Raw genomic sequence first — 19205 nt, forward strand, 5'->3', positions numbered from 1 at the left:
GACGTTCTCCTCCTTGGTGTGATGTCCCGCAAGCCTCCCGCCGGCGGGTTTCTAGCGGCGTTTTTTGGGCATCAAGACTGCCAGCGACGCGGCGAGAATCGATTTGCCGCCCGTTTGCATGCCCAAGAGAACCGCAAGAACGATGAAGGCGCCGACGAAGGCACCCTGCCAGTTTGAATCGATGCCGGCCATCAGCAGCGCATTCCTGATCACCTCGAGGAAGGCCGAACCGATGATCGCACCGAAGGCCGTGCCGGCGCCGCCCATGAGGCTGGCGCCGCCAATGACTGTCGCGGCGATAACGCGCAGTTCGTAGCCCTGGCCCATGGCATTTATAGCCGAACCGTTATAGCCGAGGAGCAGGAGCGAGGCGAGCGCGGCGGTGAAAGCTGAGAAGACATAGGCCTGGAATTTAATCCAGTTGACCGGAACGCCGGTGAGCCGTGCCGCCTCCTCATTGCCGCCGATGGCGAAGAGATGCCGGGCCCAGGCTGTGAAGTTGAATACGAAGCCGACAATCAGGGCCAGGATCACCATGGTCCAGAACTGTGACGACAGTTCTGGTATCCAATGCGGTGCCCAGTCGTTCGGACCATGCCGCGGCCATTTCCACTGACCGATTGCCTTCACGATCGGAGCATCGGGCCCGAACTGGTAGAGCATCTGGTTGGCCGAGAATACGACCGCCAGCGAGCGCGCGACGGACAGCATGCCGAGGGTGACCACAAAGGACGGCATCCCGACATAGGCGACAAAGAATCCGTTGACCGCGCCACAGGCCAGACCGGAGAAAAGGCCCATGGCGAAGGCGACGTACCAGGGATAATGCCAGGTGAGGAACAGGCCGGCGACGATGACCACGAGACCCATGACGGAGCCGACCGACAGATCGATACCGCCGGTGATGATGACGATCGTCATGCCAAGTGCCATGATGCCGAAAGGTGCGAAGTTGCGCGTCACATTGGCGACGTTTTCAGAGGTGCCGAAGCTCGGCTCCATCGCAGTCATCAACATGACGAGCGCGATGAGCGCAATCATCACCCAGAAGGGCTGACTTGAAATCACACGTTGGAGAACTGTTTTTTCCTTGGTCGGGACGAAATCCGACATGGCCGGCCTGCCATGTTCTTCGACTGAGCCCTGAACGCCAACTGACTCCTGAACACTATTCGCCACGGATGGCCCCCGTTATCAGTCCGGTGATTTCCTCGGGCGATGTTTTGTCGGCTGGCTTGTCGGCAACTTTCGAGCCCCGCCTGAGGACGATAATGCGATCTGCCACGGCGAACACGTCAGGCATTCGGTGACTGATCAGCATGACGCCGACTCCTTGTGCTTTGAGGCGTCGGATCAGTTCGAGTACTTCCGCCACCTGGCGCACCGAGATGGCGGCCGTTGGTTCGTCCATCAGCACCAGCTTGGCATTTGAAAGCCGGGTCCGCGCGATGGCGACCGCCTGGCGCTGCCCACCCGACATCTTCCTGACGAGGTCGCGCGGCCGGGTTTCCGATTTGAGTTCCTTGAACAGCGCTGCCGAGCGATCGATCATCGCCTGCTTGTCAAGAATCCTGATCGGCCAGAAGCCCTTCTTGATCTCGCGCCCCAGAAAGACGTTCTGCGCGGCCGTCAGATTATCGGCGAGCGCCAGGTCCTGATAAACAACTTCGATCCCCTTGGCGCGGGCCTGCACGGGCTGGTGGAAGTGGCACACCTCGCCCTCGACTACAATTTCGCCGTCGCTCGGAGGAAAATTCCCGGCCACAGTCTTGACTATCGTCGACTTGCCGGCGCCGTTGTCCCCCATCAGACCAACGACTTCGCCTCGCTCCACCTGGAAGCTGACGTCGGTCAGGGCCTGGATAGCCCCGAAATTCTTGGAGACGTGGCGAACCTCAAGCACCGGCATCGCGGTCCTCCCGGGACAACATTTTATCGGTCTTGTCCCTGGTCTATGCACAGCAGCTAATCAGCGAAACGTATTCAACACAATCATTTATTAGGTCAGGCATTTATTAGGTCAGGCCTCCCGGCAGTGACACGCGTCGTCTTAGGCCGTGACCTTGTAGCTGCTGCAGAACACCGAGGGCTCGGCCGGTCCTTAAGACAATCACCAGGCGATCCTCAGGCTTGCGCCGCTTCATATCCGTTTCGGGTGAAATGAGTAGGCGTTTTGCGAGCGGTGCCAACGCCTCGGGTATGGAGCGCGGCAGAACACGGTTTGCGTCATTCAAACACACGAGGACAGTGGCCAAGCCTGTCCCTAGCGTGCGTCGGCCAGAGCGCACGTCAGGAGATGAACCCGCATTCGGGGGAGGCGAGGGTCAAGTATTGAAAATCCGCTCCTTGCCGGCGCTGCACGAGAGGGATATTCGGTCATGAATTTCAAAGGTTTGATCAAGCGTGCCGAGACAGTGGAGAGAGCGTTCAAGGAGCTCGAAACCGATTTGGCGGATGCGTTTAGCGAATGTCTCAATGTGGACGATCAGTCGCCGTTGAACGACGTCACTGTGCCGGATGAGACGGTATCGGATGAGAATCTCGCGACAACGGATGACAGCTCGCAGCTCGAAGCCAATGCGGACGCCTTCGAGACCGCACGACGGCTGTCCCCCCATACGCAAACCCGGCTGGCTGCCTTAAATGCGGTCGATGGGCTCTTTCACGACGCGCAGGAGTATCTGGGGGAGATCAATGCGAAACTGTCGGAGATCGCGACCTCGCATCATCTGACGGGCGAATTCCTGAAACTGCTTCACGGCGACATTCTTCGCGCCAACGAATTGGAGCTGGCAAATACCGGCCTGACCGCGCAGCAAAGGGTGCTGTCCGAACAGCTCCACGATGCAACCAGAAAGCAGCGCGAGCGCGACAGCGCTATCGAGGCCCTGCAGCAGCACGAGGCGAGCCTGGTCGAGGACAAGGAAGCACTCCGCGGCGCGCTGGCTGCGGCAAGGCTGGAACTCGTCGTCGCAGGCAATGCGAGCGCAAAACGCGAGGCCGAGTTCGGCGAGCTTGTCAAAACACTCTCGGCCAGAGCCGTCGAGGCCAACAGACGCTCGCGCGAGAACGAGATGCTGCGGGAGAAACATGTCAGCCTGTCGATCGACCTCGACAAGGCGCTGAAACGGGAGGCCGAGGCCCGGCACAGGCTGGACGAACTCTCGACTGTCCATGCCAATGATGCCGCGCAGCTTTCGGAACTGCTGGCCGCGCTTGGCAAGAGCGAGAAAGAGGAGATGCGGCTGCAGAAATCGCTCGATATGGCGCAGGCAAAGCTATCGGAAATAACGGAAGCGGCCCGCATCAGGGACGGTGACAGGGAAGCCGAACTTGCACGCAGTGTCGCGGAGATGACCGGCTTGCGTTCTGAAATCGAGGATCTTCGATCGCGACTGGAGGCCGCCTCCAACCACAACAGCGAAGCCGCCAGCGAGATCGCCAGGCTCAAAGCCCAAGCGAGCGACGCGGTGGCGGAAAAGCAAATTGTCGAGCAAAAATTGTCCGCCCTCACGAAGGAGAGCGAAAACGACAAGATGAATCTTTCCGCGGTCAGCGCGAATTTTTCGCAGCTTTCCCTGCAGCAGGCATCCGAACAGATACAGTTCGACGTCCAGCGGCAGGAATGCGAGGATCTGCGAGCCGAAGTCGCGTCGCTTCAAGCCCGGGTCAAGGACCTGTTGCCCTATGAGCGGCTCCACAAGGCCACCAACGCCAGACCGCGTGAAGACGGCGTGGTCGAGATCACCGCCGCGGTGGCGGAGAAGGCCCGCGCCAGCAGGCGGCGCCTCCGCCTGCGCGCTGCTTCGTAGCTCAGGCGCGGCTGTCTGAAGTTCGACTGGTGCGAAGCGAACATCCGTCGATGGAAGCGATCCTTGGGGCTGGCCTCCCCTGCGTCAGGCTGCAATAGTGCACGCCGGTGAGGCGGAGGGGGCTGAGCATGCGGCTATTCACAAACCGGAATCACCTCCGGTGGAGGATGTTGGCCTTCATCGCCGTCATTACGCTTTCGCCGAAAGCGGCGTCGGCCGACACCATTACACCCGACAGGATCGCCGCGGCCATTGCGAAGCTCGAATTACTGGCCGAAGGCGTCGTCGCGGATGGTAGCGTACCTGGTCTCGCCATCGGTGTCGTGCACGGCGACGAGGTGATCTTCCTCAAGGGTTTTGGGAATCGCGAGGCCGGCAAGCCGGAGGCCGTCGACGCCGACACGGTGTTCCAGATCGCCTCGCTCTCCAAGCCTGTCTCCGCCACGGTCGTGGCGGCGCTGGTCAGCGGGGGGATCGCTTCGTGGGATTCGAAGATCGCCGACCTCGATCCGGCTTTCCGGCTCGCCCAGCCCTATCCGACCAGCGAACTCACGGTCCGCGACCTGTTTGCGCACCGCAGCGGGCTTCCCGGCACCGCCGGCGACGACCTCGAGGACATCGGCTATGACCGCGCGGAGATCCTGCGCCGGCTGCGGTTCGTGTCGCCGTCATCGAGCTTTCGTGCGGGCTATTCCTACAGCAATTTCGGACTGACCGAGGGTGCCGTCGCGGCCGCGAAGCCGACGGGTAAATCATGGGAAGAGGTCGCCGAAGAGAAGCTCTACCGTCCGCTTGGAATGGCCTCGACCAGCTCCCGTCATTCGGACTTCATCAAGCACGCCAACCGCGCCGAGCTTCACGCCAAAATCGATGGCGCCTGGACCGCGAAAGTCCAGCGCTATCCGGATGCGCAGGCGCCAGCAGGCGGCGTCAGTTCCACCGCACGCGACCTCTCGCAATGGATGCGCCTTGTGCTCGGCAACGGGGTCTATGCCGGCAAGAGACTCATTGCCGCCGATGCGCTGGAACAGACACATATTCCCTTGACGGCTCGCGGCAAGAATCCCGTCTCAGGAGGCGAGGCCTTCTACGGCCTCGGCTGGAATATCGAATTCGGCCGGCACGGGCTGATCTGGGGTCACGCGGGCGCCTTCAGCACCGGCGCACGCAGCCTGGTGATGCTCTTCCCCGAGGAGAAGCTTGGCATCGTCGTCATCGCCAACGCCTTTCCGACAGGCGTGCCGGAGGGGCTGTCCGACAGCTTCGCCGATCTCGTTTTCGACGGAACGCTGGGGAAGGATAAGGTAAAGGCATGGAATAATATCTATGCGAGCATGTTCGGCCCGGTGATTGCGGCGGCCGAGGCCACCTATGCCGCGCCGCCCTCTCCAGCAAGTCCGGCCGAGCCGGCCAGTGCCTATGCAGGCCGTTACTTCAACGATTTCTTCGGCGATGCTATTGTATCGGGCGAAGGAGACACTCTTGTCCTCAAGGTCGGGCCTGCCGGCGCGCGGTCGTATTCGCTGAAGCATTTCGACCGCGACCTCTTCGTGACCTTCCCCGATGCCGAGATGCCGGACAGGCCCTCGGCCGTCAGCTTTGCCGTCGGCCCCGACGGCAAGGCGTCGGCCATCACCGTCGAATTTCTCGACGACAATCATCTCGGCACGCTGCAACGCGTGGGAGATTAGAGCACTTCCAGGAAAGTCCGGAGCGGCTTTCCGTCCATAATTGCGTAAAAACAGATATTTGGAGCGGGTCAGCGACTATCAAAAGCTGAACCGCTTTAGGTCAAAATTCAATCAGCTGGCTGCCGCCAACAGCCGAGATGGTCAAAAAGCAGTCAAGCTTATTATGGTAGGGATCGCCGATAGCGGATTCGACAAATCATGCAAAGACCGACTAACGAGATCAGTCGGCTTTCGTCCCAAATTGGAGACCAGCAGGTGGCCTGGGTGCAGAATTGGGTCTGGCTAGTTAATTGGAACCCGCTGATCGATGAACTCGGTCACATGGCTGGCGAGGCCCTTGATGTCGGATTGCGTAGGATTCTCGAAGACGAGCTCAAAGAAACCGATACAGATGCATCTCCACAGCGATGGGCATCGTGCCATTTCGATGGTCCCCGACCGATTGCCGCTTTGTTCGGAATTGATCAAGGAACAGACATTTTACTCGTTCGGATCGAGGTGCCAGACAACCTTTCTGTACGCGCCGAGACAACACTTGATCTGATGAAGTCATACGCGTTTGTGGCGCTTGACTGATCGTCCGCAATGGGGTCGAACCTGGTCGTTGAGTGTTTGGCTCGTTCTCAACTCAAAGGCGCCGGGCCGAACTGGAGCAGTTTGAAGCAATCGCCGCTTCCTGACTTCAACTGCGTCAGGAAGGGTTTCGACCGGTCGAGCCATTCCTGGTGCGATCTGGCATCGGCTTCGATTTCATTGGCCGGTGCAAGCTTGACGAAGCCGCGCCCCGTGCTGAAAAGCCAGCACGCGCGGGCGAGAAACCGCCTGCTGCGCTGGCGCAGGAGGTCGGCATCATAAAAGACGTCGAGCACCTCCTGCTTGATCTTCCGTTCCTTTTCGGGATTGGCGATCGCAACCTCGATCGGCTCGCCGCCGATTGCATCCTGCAGGTCCTTGTAATCCAGAGCGATCTGGGTAGTGGCATATTTGATGTCGCTCTCGTCCCGGACGATGTTGAACCATAGCGTTGGGTTGAGCTCGTTGACAACGAACGATGCTTCGAAATCGCGTGACAGATTGAGAATATCGAACCCCTGAACATCGACGTCGCGCTCGACCAGAAGGATCTGCGAAACCTGCTTGGCGAGCCCCGTTCCCTGGGCGCTGACAGCGGCGTTGTCACCGCCGAGTTCCGGACTGACATAGGCGCCGCCATCATCCAGCAGCGCGTCGAATTCGCCGAGGGCCTCCACGACAGCGCTGCCGCGGGCAACACGCGCCGCCAGTTTGGCGAGAACCTGCTGGAGCTCCGCTTCGCGTTTGCGCTGGTCCTGATAATTCTGCTGGAAAAAGAAGATGAACAGGGACACGCCAATCCCGATCAGGATCACGCCCAGCTGCGAAAAGATATTGCGATAATATTCCAGCAGCTTTTCACGATGGCGTACGTCGTCACGCACACTGTGCGCCACGCGAAGATTGACGATCAGCGAAACGACCAGGAGCCCGGCACCGACCAGGATCAGACCGCCGATCAGCAGGTAGCCATGCCGTGAGTTGAAGTCCATTCCTTTGCCGCGCTCCCCGAAACCCCAGACGGGCGCAGACTAATACCATTCCGCTTCAATACACATACGTTTCCTAGGAACGCCGGCGACAGATCCCCGCTGGTCGGCCACTGTTTCTTACAGCCAGGACTATGCTCGCCATCCGCCTCGTTTCGTGGCGGTCTTCTCGCGGCCGGAATTCAGGCCGCGTGCTTGGAACCAATGAAGGGCGAGACTGTTCAGCTATGACTTTGATACGACGCCGACGTGCCCGGCCGGCTGGGCATGCGGCGATCTTGAGGAGTTCTCATCATGAAGATTTCGTCCAGATTTCGTTCAGTCGCAGTTGCCGTCATCGCTGCGGCGGCAGTTAGCTTTGCCAGCGTCGCGCATGCCGACAGCGGTACGATCCGCTTCGCCGTCTACAAGGCGGCCTTCTTCATCGGCGGCTCCGGAGGCGAGGGCACACTGACCTTCCATGGTCGCCGATATCCGATCTCGGTCGGCGGCATCTCGGGCGGCCTCGCCTTCGGCGCCTCCAAGACCTATTTCAAAGGTACCGTGCGCCACATACGCCGCGCCCGGGATGTGACGGGGGTGTACGGTGCAGCGGGCGGTGGCGGCGCGCTCGGCAAAGGAGCCCAGGTGATCGTCATGACCAATGACAAGGGTGCCCAACTCGAACTCACGGGCAGGCAGGTAGGCCTGCAAGTCAATGCCGATCTCAGCGGTATGAGCATCTCGCTGAAATAAGGACAGTCACTGCATTCGTTATTCCTTGGATGGGCCGGATTTGGCCGCTCCAAACCGCAGCCCATCCATCAGCAGCGACACCAATCGGCGCGAGCGATCGCGCCAGTCCTTGGTGTCCGGGGCCGAATAGATGCCGCCCAGCGCATGCAGCACGTCGGAGGCATCGACATCGCCGCGGATCGAGCCGTCGGCGACCGCGGCATCGATCAGCCGCCGCAAGGCGAGCGTCACCCTGCCGGAAACGTCGGAGAACAGGGTTGAGTTGGTCGTGAGCAGGATGCGCAGGCTTGTCGACAGCCCGCGCTTGGTGGCGATGTAGTCGACGAAGCGCTGCATCCATTGTTCGAGCGCCATGTCGGGCGCATGATCGCGGGCGAGTTCGTCGGCCGCCTGGCACAGTCCTTCCACTTCGCGCCGATAAACCACCTCGACCAGGTGCTCGCGGGTTGGGAAATGCCGGTAGAGCGTGCCGATGCCGACGCCGGCCTGCCGCGCAATCTCCTCCAGCGAGGCATCGACGCCTTGCGCGGCAAAGGCTTTTGCCGCGACCTCGACCAGAGCATCGCGGTTGCGCTGCGCGTCGGCGCGCAGCGGCTTTGCAACGGCGGCTTCGGTTTTGTCTCCAGAAATGACGGGCGGCTCCGCGGCCAATTTTTTCTCCCCCGTTTCAAGAACGCAGACGCTTCCACCTTCGTTACGTCTCCGACAAATATAATCGCAAGTAAATATAATCACAGGATCGAATCTGGGCCGGCGTTCCGGCAGGCGAGGCATCTTGCCCGCCCCCGGTGCACGGCCCGTGGATGACGTCCGGTGGATGACGACGGAGGATATTTCCTCGCGGCCGGCACTCGTCATCTGTTCGGCCGATGCCGTGGGGCAAAAATGAGCCCATGTTGAGCACGATCCCCTCAGGATCATTGGACTGTCCTGCCCCTACAGACAGTTCAGAGAGCACCACCGGCTTGGGCCGGTGGTGCTTTTTTGTCTCCAGGCATGACGGCCGGCTGCCTGCCAATTTCCTCCAATTTTGATCATTTTCGATCCTGGGCTTGAACAGGGCGGAGCAGGCCCTTAGGTAATAAGCGGAGGCGCCTCCGATTGTGGAGCGCCTTTCTCATGTAATCACGGGATCGGGTATGTCACGTCTTTCGACCTCCCAAGCCGCAGCCCTCCCGGAGCTCGCGCCAAGTCGAACCGACCCCCTCTGCCCTGCCGGGCACTTCCCCCAAGGGGAAGATAGCCTTCACCTAGCCATAAGCTGACCTTGCCGCTCGCCGGCCGGGCACCAGATCATCCCCTCCCGCGTCAAGCAACTGGAGCCAGACGCCCCATGACAAGCAAAACCCGAACTCCAATCCAACTTCGAATCAACGGACATCGACATGAGCTGGAGGTCGAACCGCGCGTTACCCTGCTCGACGCCTTGCGCGACCATCTCGGGCTGACCGGCACCAAGAAGGGCTGCGACCAGGGCCAGTGCGGCGCCTGCACCGTTCATATCGACGGCCAGCGCGTGCTGGCCTGCCTAACGCTTGCCACTCAGGCTGAAAGCAGGGACATCACCACCATCGAAGGGCTTGCCGGGGAGGATGGCACGCTGCATGCGGTGCAGGCCGCCTTCCTCGAACAGGATGCCTTCCAGTGCGGCTATTGCACGCCGGGCCAGATCATGTCGGCGGTCGCCTGCATTCGCGAAGGCCATGCCGGCTCGGATGAGGAGATCCGCGAATACATGGCCGGCAATCTCTGCCGCTGCGGCGCCTATCCGCATATCGTCGCCGCCGTGCGCCAGGCGGCCATGGAGGCCGCGTCATGAGGGACTTTTCGTATCTCCGCGCCGGCTCCGTCGATGCAGCCCGTGAGGCAGCAGCACTTCCCGGCGCCATGCTTCTGGCCGGCGGCACGACGCTTGTCGATCTCGCGAAATGCGGCGTTGCCGAACCCGAGACCGTGGTCGACATCACCCATCTCAAAGGACTGGACACGATTGCCGTTGATGACCGGGGCGCCACGATCGGGGCGCTGGCCAGGATGAGCACCGTCGCCGACCATGCCGGTATCAAGAGCCGGTTCCCTGCCGTTTCGGAGGCGCTGTGGCAGGCGGCATCGGCGCAGCTGCGCAACATGGCGACGATCGGCGGCAATCTGATGCAGCGTACACGCTGCCCCTATTTCCGCGATCCGGCAAATTTCCCCGCTTGCAACAAGCGCTCGCCCGGCAGCGGCTGCTCGGCGATTGGCGGCGTCACCCGCGGCCATGCCGTGCTAGGCACCAGCGAGGCCTGCGTCGCCACCTATCCCGGCGACCTGGCGGTTGCACTCGTCGCCTTCGACGCGATCGTCCATCTCGGCGACCGTCAGATCGCCGTCGATGATTTTTTCCTGTTGCCGGGCAGCACGCCCGAAAGGGAACATGCGATCGAGCCCGGCGAGATGATCACCGCGATCGGCATTCCCGCTTCGGCGGCCGCCCGCCGCTCGACCTATCTCAAGGTCCGCGACCGCCAGTCCTATGAATTCGCCGCGGCAAGTGCCGCGGTCGGCATCGAATTCGAGGCCGACGGAAGGACGATCCGCGATCTGCGCGTCGCGCTTGGCGGTGTCGCCACCAAGCCATGGCGCGCCCTTGCCGTCGAAGAGGCGCTGAAAGGCAAAGTGCTCGAGCCGGAGGTCGTCAGGCAAGCCAGCCTGCTCGCCGTCGAGGGCACCGTCGACCATGGCGCCAACCACTACAAGATCGAACTGGCGCCGCGCGTCGTCGCCCGCGCCATCCTCAAAATGGGAGAAACGGCATGACCGTTCACGAGTTGAGAACAAGACCCGGCGATGCCAAACGCGGCGACGCTTCGGACGGTGCCGTCCTCGCCGACCAGGTCGGCGGCCGGCTGTCGCGCGTCGACGGCCCGGCCAAGATCACCGGTGCCGCCAAATACGCCGTCGAGCAGCAGCTCGAGGGGCTTACCCATGCGGTGCTGGTCGAGAGCACCATTGCCGCCGGCCGGGTGCGTTCGATCGACACGGCCGCGGCCAAGGCGTCGCCCGGCGTGCTGCTGGTGCTGACGCCCGACAATATCCTGCCGCTGAGAACCGCAACGGACTGGCTGGGCACGCCGCCGCCGGACGTCGCTTATTGCCCGCTGGCGCGCGACATCACCTTCAGCGGCCAGCATGTCGCGGCGGTGGTGGCCGAGAGTTTCGAGCAGGCGGTCGCCGCCGCGGCGCTGGTCAAGATCGCCTATGACGAGGCGCCGGCGATCGTCGACCTCAGCGATCCAAAGGCCGGCGACGGCATCCCCGTCGATGCGATGACCAAGGAATGGGGCGAGGCGGAGACAGCGTTCGCCTCGGCTCCGGTCAGGATCTGCAACGCCTACAACACGCCGCGCGAATACCAGGCGCCGATGGAGCCGCATGGCCTGATCGCAAAGTGGCAGGGCGACCAGTTGACGGTCTGGGAGCCGAGCCAATGGCTCGACGGCATGGCGCGGACCTATGCCGAATGGTTCGGCGTGCCGTTCGAGAATGTACGACTGGTCTCGCCCTATATTGGCGGCGGCTTCGGCTCCAAGGCGTTTGCCTATGGCTACGGCGCTGTAGCGGCAGTCGCCGCGAAAATGCTGGGACGGCCGGTGAAGCTGGCGGTCACCAGGCCGCAGACCTTCACCGCCTATGGCGGACGGGCGGCGACGCGCCAGACCGTGGCGCTCGGCGCCAACGCGGAGGGCCAGATCCAGTCGATCGTGCATCGCGGCGTCAACGAGACCTCGGTCGACGGCATGTGGGTCGAGCCGCTCGGCTCGGTCACCTCGGTCATGTACGCGACGCCGAATTTCTCGTCGCGGCAGAACGTCGTGCGGGTCAACACGGTGGTGCCGGGGGCATTGCGCGCGCCGGGCGAGAACCCGAGCGCCTTCGGCATCGAAAGCGCCATCGACGAGCTCGCCTATGAGGTCGGTATCGATCCGCTGGAAATCCGGCTCAGGAATTATGCCGAGCAGGATCCGCATGCGAAGAAGCCGTGGTCGACACGGCAGCTGCGTGAGGCCTTCGCGGCCGGCGTCGAAGCCTTTGGCTGGTCGAAGCGGAACCCCCGGCCGCGTTCGATGCGCGACGGCAACCAGCTGATCGGCTGGGGTGTCGCGGCAGGCACCTATCCGGTGCGGCGCGCCTATGGCGAGGCGGTCGTGCGCATTCTCGCCGACGGCTCGGTCGAGGTCGAAAGCTCATCGATCGACATGGGGCAGGGCACCTACACGATCCTGGCGCAGACCGCCGCCGAGGTGGTGGGCGTGCCGGCGGAAAACGTTGTCGTCAAGCTTGGCGATTCCCGCTATGCCCGTGCCGGCGTCACCGGCGGTTCGCGGCTGGCCGGGGTGATGACCGGCGCCGTCCACAAGGCGGCGAGTGCCGCGCTCGACCAGCTGATCGGGCTCGCCATCAGCGATCCGGCTTCGCCGTTCCATGCGCTGCAGGCCAACACGCTCGTCGTCGCCAATGGCCGCATCGCCTCGCCGCGCGGCAACGGCCCTGAGGTTTCGATCGCCGAACTGCTCAGCAGCGTCGGGCGCGAGCATATCGAGGCGAAGGGCGACACCATGCCGGCCAATTCGACGGTCGAGGACCGCTACAAGAACTACACCACCATAGCCATGGCGCTGCCACACACCGAGGGCGACTATTCCCGCCACAGCTGGTGCGCGCATTTCATCGAAGTCCGCGTCGACGAGGACTTTGGCACGGTTCGCGTCTCCCGCGTGGTGTCGGCGCTGGATTCGGGCCGGCTCTACAATCCCAAGCTCGCCGAAAGCCAATGGAAGGGCGGCATCATCATGGGCATCGGCCAGGCGCTGCTCGAGGAGGGCATCGTCGACCGCCGGCATGGGCGCATCGTCAACGACAATTTCGCCGACTATCTCATCGCCACCAATGCCGACATTCCCGACATCGAGGTGATCTCGGTCGGTATTCCCGATCCGCATTCCTCGGCGCTTGGCGGCAAGGGGGTCGGCGAGCTGGGCATTGTCGGCGTGGCGCCGGCGATCGCCAACGCGGTATTCCACGCCACCGGGAAAAGGGTGCGGGACCTGCCGATCACGCTGGAGAAGCTGATTTAGGCGGAGGTTGGGACTGTCGGCGCGTTGGCGATTGGCAAAAGCCGAGGTGACGACCGATCTCCCCGCCAGAGGCAGGGCAATCGCATTTGGATTCTTACGAAGATGGACCCCACCCTAACCCTCCCCACAAGGGGGAGGGAATGCTGCCGCGCGCCTTTAACTTCCCCTTTGGCGCCGAAAGGCAGGCAATTTGCCGAGGTCAGCGCCAACGGAAGTCTCCCTCCCCCTTGTGGGGAGGGGTTAGGGGTGGGGGTCCATCGTAGAGCGAAAGCCTCGGCTTTCCATCTGCGATAGCCCTGCCGCCAGAGGGGAGATCGGTAGCTTCAACGCTCTGCCTTTTTCAGGCTCACCACGACAGACTGAATGCAAGCTTGCCGAAATGCCGGCCGCCGGCCGCCATATGGGCGTAGGCCTCGGTCGCCTGATGCTGGCTGTAGACCGTGTCGATGACCGGATCGATACGGGCGGCGCCGATGGCCCGCGCCGCGTCGCGCAGGTCGGATACCGAACCGGTGTTGTTGCCCACCACCTTGAGTGCCTTGATGATGATCGGCAGCAGGTTCGTGGCGGCCTCGGCGCCGGTGACGAAGCCGATGGCGAACACCGTGCCGCCGGGCGCCGCGGCATTGATGGAGCGGGCGAAGGTCGCCGCGCCGCCGGTTTCGACGATCAGATCGGCGCCGAGCCCGTCGGTCAACTCGAGCACCTTGGCGTCCCAGTCCGGCGTCTCACGATAATTTATGAGATGATCCGCACCCAAGGCCTTGGCGCGCGCCAGCTTTTCGTCAGACGACGAGGTGATGATGACCGTGGCGCCGGCTGCCTTGGCCAGTTGCAGGGTCAGGATCGAGACACCGCCGGTACCGAGCAGGACGACGACCGACCCCGGCCCGGCATCGGCGGCGCGAAGCGCATTCCACGCGGTGGTGCCGGCGATCGGCAGCGTCGCTGCCGCTTCGAAGGACAGATGCGCCGGCATCGGCACAACGGCATTGGCCGGCAGCGCGACGTATTCGGCGAGCGAGCCGGGCAGTGTCAGCCCGCGCATCTCTCTGGTCTCATAAGGCCGCGGACGGCCGCCGATCCAGCGCGGTTTTGCATGGGCGATGACGCGGTCGTTGATGGCGAGCCTCGACACGCCCTCGCCGATGCCGACGATCTCGCCGGCGCCGTCGACGACCGGAATGAGCGGAAAGCTCGGACCTGGATAGTTGCCGCTCGCTATCGCGACATCGACAAAATTGAGGCTTGCGGCGCGCAGGCGGATCAGCACTTCGCCGCGCTGCGGTTCAGGCGTGGGAACGGTGGCCGCGCGAAACGCGTCCAGTCTCGGGGCAGTCAGTTCGATCGCTTTCATGTCTCACTCCGGTTGATGGCCGATTGACGGGCCGGGATTGAGTGAAACTAGCTGCTGCGCTATTGGTATATAATCCTTGGCTTTTACATTTGAGCTTTGCGCCTGATGCAGCAATCGCACGAACCGGCAGCATTGGTCGAAATGGCCGCCTTCGCGGCAATCGCCGAAGCACGCTCCTTCACCAAGGCGGCTGCTCGCATCGGCCGCGACGCGACGATCCTGTCGCGGCGCCTTGCCTCGCTGGAAGAGCGGTTGGGCGTGCGCCTGCTGCACCGGACGACACGAAGCGTGTCGCTAACCGAGGCGGGTTCGGAATTTCTCGTTCGCGTCCGCGCCATCCTGGCTGCGGTCGACGAGGCCGAGGCTGCTGCGTCGGCGCATGCCGGCGGCGGGCCGCGCGGCGTGCTGCGGCTGGCGCTGCCCGGCTCGTTCGGGCGCATGTGGATCGGCCCGCTGCTGCCCCAGTTTCTCGCCGAATTTCCCGACGTTCGTATCGAGGCCGAGTTCTCCAACCGCTTCGTCGATCTCGTCGCCGAGAATTTCGATGTCGCCGTGCGTCTCGGCGCGCTGGAGGATTCGCGGCTGGTGGCGCGCAAGGTCGCTACACGGCGGCGGCTGCTGTGCGCCGCGCCGTCCTACCTCGCCCGCCGGGGCACGCCGACTGCGCCGGAGGCGCTACTGGAACACAGCTGCCTGGGCTTCTCGGGTTTCCAGACCTTTCCGGCCTGGGAGATGACCGACAGTTCGGGCCGGCGCGTCAGTATCGAGGTCTCCGGGCCGCTGGTCACCGACGACGCCGAGGTGCTGGTCGAAGCCGCCGTGCAAGGCGTCGGACTGATGATGAGCACGGATTGGCTGGTCGGACGCGAGCTCGCCGACGGCCGTCTGGTGCCAGTGCTGGAGGACTGGACGCTTGCCGACGAGGGCGCCGTCTATGTCGTCATGCCTTCGGCCAAGGGGCAAGCCGCCAAGACACGTGCCTTCGCCGACTGGATCGGCAAACGCTTTGCGCCGGTCCCGCCGTGGCGGAGGTGAGGGTGCTGATCTCCCCCTCGAGGTGGGAGATTATGCGCTCAGCCGCCTCCGCCTCCACCACCCTGCTTGATGAAATGACCGAGCAGATCCATCGGCACCGGAAACACGACCGTCGACGAGCGCTCACCGGCGATGTCATGGAGAGCCTCGAAATAGCGTAGCTGCATGGCCTGCGGTGCTTCGGCCAGCATCTTGCCGGCCTCGACGAGCTTTGCCGCCGCCTGCTGTTCGCCGTCGGCATTGATCACTTTCGCACGCCGCAGCCGTTCCGCCTCGGCCTGCTTGGCGATGGCGCGGACCATGTTCTCGTTGAGGTCGACATGCTTGATCTCGACATCGGAGACCTTGATGCCCCAGGCATCGGTGCGCTGGTCGAGAATCTCTTGGATATCGCTGTTGAGCTTGTCACGTTCGGCCAGCATTTCATCGAGCTCATGCTTGCCGAGCACCGAGCGCAACGTGGTCTGTGCCAGCTGGTTGGTGGCGGTCATGAAGTCTTCAACCTGGATCACCGCCCGCTCGGCGTCGACGATACGAAAATACAGCACTGCGTTGACCTTCACCGAGACGTTGTCGCGCGAGATCACGTCCTGCGGCGGGACGTCCTGGACCACCACTCGCAGGTCGACCTTCACCATCTGCTGCACGAAGGGGATGAGGATGATAAGGCCGGGGCCCTTGACCCCGGTGAAGCGGCCGAGCGTGAAGACCACGCCGCGCTCATATTCCCGCAGGATGCGAATGGCCGCGGATAGGAACATGACCACGACGAGCGCTGCTGCCAGATAGGCCACATAACCGATGATCATTGCCTTGCTCCATCGCTTCTCACATTGCGGCGCCGTATCGTCAGCACAAGATCCCTGACATCGGCCACCTCGACGCTGTCGCCCACTGCAAGCGGTTCGTCGGCTTTTGCCCGCCAGCGCTCGCCCCGGGCGAGCACGTGGCCCTCGCTGCCCTGCCAGTCGAGAACCTTCGCCGGCAGCCCCTGCATGGCCTGTGCGCCAACACGCGGAACGTTCTTGCGGGCCGCCCACAGATAGCTGCCGGTCAACAGCGCCAGGCCGAGCGTCAGGACGGCGGCGGTGCCGATAACGGCCCACGACATCTCGAAGCCGGGCCCCTCGATCCTGAGCAGCATGGCTGCGCCCAGCAGAAACGCAGCCACGCCTCCCAGCCCAAGGACCACAGTCGGGTTCAAGGCTTCGACGACCAGGAAGATGATGCCAAGCAGCATCAAGGCAAGGCCGGCATAGCTGATCGGCAGGAGATTGAGCGCATAGAGCCCGAGCAGCAGGCAAATCGTGCCGATCACGCCGGGCGCGACGGCGCCCGGGCTCGTGAATTCGAAGACGAGGCCATAAACGCCGACCAGCATCAGGATGACGGCGATGTTCGGGTCCGTGATGACGGCGAGAAGCCGGATGAGCCAGCCTGGCTCGAGCGTTTCGACCGGCAGCCCCTTCGTCGCCAATGCCTCTTTTTTGCCGGCGATCTCGACGGTCCGGCCGTCGGCCAGTTGAAGCAGTTCGGTGGTGTCGCGAGCGACGAAGTCGATGACATGCTGCTGCAGCGCCGCGCCGGCCGACAGGCTGGCCGCCTCGCGCACAGCCTTTTCTCCCCATTCGGCATTGCGCCCGCGCAATTCAGCCAGGCTGCGGATCAGGGCAACGGCATCGTTCGTCGCCTTGGCGATCATCGCATCGCCCGCGGGTGCGTTCTTCTTGTCCTTGTCCGCCTCCGGGCCATCGTTCTTGCCGCCGGGAAACGATGGCAGCGGCCCGCCCATCTCGATCGGCGTTGCCGCGCCCAGATTGGTGCCGGGCGCCATCGCCGCCAGATGGGTGGCGTAGAGGATGTAGGTTCCGGCGCTCGCCGCGTGCCCGCCGGCGGGCGCGACATAGCCGATGACGGGAACCGGCGAGGCGAGAATGCCGGCGATCATCTCGCGCATGCTGGTGACCAGCCCGCCGGGCGTGTCCATCTGCAGGATGAGAGCCTGGGCATTTCGGTCCGCGGCCACCGCCAGCGCTTCCTCGAGCTGCCTGGCACTCGCCGGACCGATGGCGCCGTCTATCTCGACGCGCAACACAATTTTCTCCCGGCCGTCCGCCTCTCCGGTTGCGGAAGAGGGACAAACGGCCGCAACAGCCACGAAAGCCGCGGCAAGCAGGACCGCACGCGCGAGTTTCACGCTCAAAGCTCCACATCTAGGAATATGGGCTGGATTTTGCCGAAATCCATGACGCGGCGCGGCGGGTGACGCATCGCACGGTCCTGCTGGGCGTCGGCCTGCTCAGGCGGCGGCTACGGCACCGAGGAGCTCCGCCAATCGGGCGCGTTTCGCGGCTGTGCAGACCCGACGGCATGTTGCGCCATGTCGACGAAGTCGGCGGCCGCACATGAAGGCGACCGGCGGGCTGTCGCCGTCATTCGATCACACCTATGTTTTGCGCATTGGAGCCATCTCTGGCGGGCTTCTATTGCGCGGCGTCCTCCTGGATTGTCTGTTCCTGGATTCGGGCGGGTGCCCCGAGACACTGATCGTAGCCGATGGTGCAATTATTCAGACATTCGTTGCGCCCCTGGATGGATTTGACGCTGTTGTAGTCGATCGGCACAGCCTGGCATTTCTTCTGGCACGCCTGGTCCTTCTCGGCGCAATTCGTGCCGTGGCCCTTAGGGTACTTCTTCGTGGTCGCTTCAGCGTTCAATGGCAAGACGGCCAGCAGCGCCAGCAGCGTCGGTATCAGTCGGAGCATACGCATGGATCCTCCCTTGCGCGTTAGACCTCTGCACTTGGAGGCAATGTTAGCGCGCCGCTTCCGTTGGCCGCATCACCCGTGCGGGGGATGGATGGCAGCGGGGCCGCCGCTAGCCCAGGCAATTTCCCCGTGATCGGTTCTGATCGTCATCGCTCCGGCCGGCAGCCGATCACAAAACGCGACGACGTTCAGGCAATCATATCGCGCGCTGGGCACGATCAGACCGTCATAATCGAGGAAATGCGCGGCCTCGCCGATGTCTTGCGACCTCGGATATTCGGCGTGCTTTTCCTGATACGAAAGCTGCCCGTAGCGCGCGGTGTCGAGGCCAAGGGTCTGCAAGGCTGCCAGGTCGAGCAGTCTGAGCGTCCGGTCCAAAGCAAGATCGATCTCGAAGAGATTGTATCTGACGCGCGAAGGGATCACTGGCTGCCCCCGCGTCAGGTGGAATCTCATCTCGCTCAAGGCACCTTCGCGCTCTTGCGAGGTGTAGAGCACGTCGAACGTTCCATCGTCCCAACGGCCGCCGGAGCTCGAGCACTGGATCGGGCTGCGGCCCTGGCGCACCACACGCCAAACCGTCCCGGAGTATTCGACCGGAACCATTTCCTCGATAGCATCGATGAGCCGACTGTCTCGTCTCATCCGCCCGGCGATCGCCAATTACAGAAAGACCTCGTTCTCAAGCCGGTCGATGACTTTGAGCACGTCGAGGGCGCGGTCGTCGTGAATGAGATCTATCGCCCTTTCACCGTTCAATTGCGGGTGGCGAGCGTAAAGCCAAGTGCGGATATCGCTTGGCTCGTAGAATTCCTGCAGTCGGCCGACGATATAGTGCAGGTCCGACAGAATGAGCTCGCTGCGCGGCTGGGGCTTGATGTCGCCGGCCTTCCACCTCGAAACCGTGGCCTTGGACACGTCGGTGATGTTTGCAATATCGGTTCCCTTGAGGCCGCCAAACGTACCCAATTCGTCCAGGAATCTGGGAACCGCCCGCAACGCAGTAGCCATGTTTTCTCTCCGGCTGCCAAGCCAGCTTCGCCCATGCGTGTCAGCCCTGACACTTTGACTGCATCGGCGCATTTCAGTTTCACAAATGGAAAATATGAAACAGAGATGCAAATGTCA

Annotated in this window: 18 protein-coding genes; 8 read left to right on the forward strand and 10 right to left on the reverse strand. The window is 62.9% G+C overall.

Going from position 1 to position 19205, the window contains the following annotated elements; all coding sequences use genetic code 11:
- Positions 1-51 precede the first annotated feature (51 nt).
- Together NKI59_RS20135 and NKI59_RS20140 are read right to left on the reverse strand one after the other, a co-directional pair.
- A complete protein-coding gene (locus NKI59_RS20135; protein WP_352706341.1) occupies positions 52-1113 on the reverse strand; it encodes an ABC transporter permease in 1062 nt (353 codons plus the stop codon).
- A gap of 55 nt (positions 1114-1168) precedes the next feature.
- Positions 1169-1909, reverse strand: coding sequence for an ATP-binding cassette domain-containing protein (locus NKI59_RS20140; protein WP_254819718.1), 741 nt, complete (start codon positions 1907-1909; stop codon positions 1169-1171).
- A gap of 469 nt (positions 1910-2378) precedes the next feature.
- On the opposite strand from NKI59_RS20140, the gene NKI59_RS20145 reads away from it, so the two are divergent.
- The 3 genes from NKI59_RS20145 (at position 2379) to NKI59_RS20155 (ending at position 6079) form a co-directional block, all read left to right on the forward strand.
- On the forward strand, positions 2379-3812 hold the full coding sequence (locus NKI59_RS20145; RefSeq protein WP_352706344.1) for a coiled-coil domain-containing protein: 1434 nt from the start codon (positions 2379-2381) through the stop codon (positions 3810-3812).
- Positions 3813-3940: 128 nt separating this feature from the next.
- The gene (locus NKI59_RS20150; RefSeq protein WP_352706346.1) at positions 3941-5503 is read left to right on the forward strand and encodes a serine hydrolase; all 1563 of its coding nucleotides are present in this window, start codon (positions 3941-3943) and stop codon (positions 5501-5503) included.
- 255 nt (positions 5504-5758) lie between these two features.
- A complete protein-coding gene (locus NKI59_RS20155; protein ID WP_352501252.1) occupies positions 5759-6079 on the forward strand; it encodes a hypothetical protein in 321 nt (106 codons plus the stop codon).
- Between the two features lie 47 nt (positions 6080-6126).
- Here NKI59_RS20155 and NKI59_RS20160 read toward each other — a convergent pair whose 3' ends face one another.
- On the reverse strand, positions 6127-7068 hold the full coding sequence (locus tag NKI59_RS20160; RefSeq protein WP_352706348.1) for a hypothetical protein: 942 nt from the start codon (positions 7066-7068) through the stop codon (positions 6127-6129).
- A 291-nt stretch (positions 7069-7359) separates the two neighbouring features.
- Between NKI59_RS20160 and NKI59_RS20165 the strand changes: the two genes are divergently transcribed.
- Positions 7360-7800, forward strand: coding sequence for a lipid-binding SYLF domain-containing protein (locus NKI59_RS20165; protein WP_352451439.1), 441 nt, complete (start codon positions 7360-7362; stop codon positions 7798-7800).
- Between the two features lie 18 nt (positions 7801-7818).
- Here NKI59_RS20165 and NKI59_RS20170 read toward each other — a convergent pair whose 3' ends face one another.
- The gene (locus NKI59_RS20170; RefSeq protein WP_023677324.1) at positions 7819-8451 is read right to left on the reverse strand and encodes a TetR/AcrR family transcriptional regulator; all 633 of its coding nucleotides are present in this window, start codon (positions 8449-8451) and stop codon (positions 7819-7821) included.
- A gap of 682 nt (positions 8452-9133) precedes the next feature.
- Here NKI59_RS20170 and NKI59_RS20175 point away from each other — a divergent pair.
- Genes NKI59_RS20175 through NKI59_RS20185 form a run of 3 tightly spaced genes read left to right on the forward strand, consistent with a single transcriptional unit; the run spans position 9134 to position 12917 of the window.
- Positions 9134-9619, forward strand: a complete 486-nt coding sequence (locus tag NKI59_RS20175; protein ID WP_352451438.1) for a (2Fe-2S)-binding protein — start codon at positions 9134-9136, stop codon at positions 9617-9619.
- On the forward strand, positions 9616-10599 hold the full coding sequence (locus NKI59_RS20180) for an FAD binding domain-containing protein (RefSeq protein ID WP_352706351.1): 984 nt from the start codon (positions 9616-9618) through the stop codon (positions 10597-10599). The genes NKI59_RS20175 and NKI59_RS20180 overlap by 4 nt, the downstream gene beginning before the upstream one ends.
- The gene (locus tag NKI59_RS20185; protein ID WP_352706353.1) at positions 10596-12917 is read left to right on the forward strand and encodes a xanthine dehydrogenase family protein molybdopterin-binding subunit; all 2322 of its coding nucleotides are present in this window, start codon (positions 10596-10598) and stop codon (positions 12915-12917) included. The genes NKI59_RS20180 and NKI59_RS20185 overlap by 4 nt, the downstream gene beginning before the upstream one ends.
- A gap of 346 nt (positions 12918-13263) precedes the next feature.
- On the opposite strand, the gene NKI59_RS20190 is transcribed toward NKI59_RS20185, so the two are convergent.
- The gene (locus NKI59_RS20190; RefSeq protein WP_352706355.1) at positions 13264-14274 is read right to left on the reverse strand and encodes a zinc-dependent alcohol dehydrogenase family protein; all 1011 of its coding nucleotides are present in this window, start codon (positions 14272-14274) and stop codon (positions 13264-13266) included.
- A 105-nt stretch (positions 14275-14379) separates the two neighbouring features.
- On the opposite strand from NKI59_RS20190, the gene NKI59_RS20195 reads away from it, so the two are divergent.
- A complete protein-coding gene (locus NKI59_RS20195; RefSeq protein WP_352706357.1) occupies positions 14380-15309 on the forward strand; it encodes a LysR family transcriptional regulator in 930 nt (309 codons plus the stop codon).
- A 38-nt stretch (positions 15310-15347) separates the two neighbouring features.
- On the opposite strand, the gene NKI59_RS20200 is transcribed toward NKI59_RS20195, so the two are convergent.
- The 5 genes from NKI59_RS20200 to NKI59_RS20220 form a co-directional block, all read right to left on the reverse strand.
- Positions 15348-16118, reverse strand: a complete 771-nt coding sequence (locus tag NKI59_RS20200; RefSeq protein WP_023680344.1) for a slipin family protein — start codon at positions 16116-16118, stop codon at positions 15348-15350.
- Complete coding sequence (locus tag NKI59_RS20205; RefSeq protein ID WP_352706360.1) at positions 16115-17506, reverse strand: NfeD family protein; 1392 nt, start codon at positions 17504-17506, stop codon at positions 16115-16117. The genes NKI59_RS20200 and NKI59_RS20205 overlap by 4 nt, the downstream gene beginning before the upstream one ends.
- 286 nt (positions 17507-17792) lie before the next feature.
- Complete coding sequence (locus NKI59_RS20210; protein WP_352472174.1) at positions 17793-18080, reverse strand: hypothetical protein; 288 nt, start codon at positions 18078-18080, stop codon at positions 17793-17795.
- A 69-nt stretch (positions 18081-18149) separates the two neighbouring features.
- A complete protein-coding gene (locus NKI59_RS20215; RefSeq protein WP_352579470.1) occupies positions 18150-18740 on the reverse strand; it encodes an RES family NAD+ phosphorylase in 591 nt (196 codons plus the stop codon).
- On the reverse strand, positions 18741-19088 hold the full coding sequence (locus NKI59_RS20220) for an antitoxin Xre/MbcA/ParS toxin-binding domain-containing protein (RefSeq protein WP_254819704.1): 348 nt from the start codon (positions 19086-19088) through the stop codon (positions 18741-18743).
- Positions 19089-19205 lie beyond the last annotated feature (117 nt).

Origin of the sequence: Mesorhizobium sp. M0598 (assembly GCF_040320865.1) — a bacterium.
GTDB lineage: Bacteria > Pseudomonadota > Alphaproteobacteria > Rhizobiales > Rhizobiaceae > Mesorhizobium.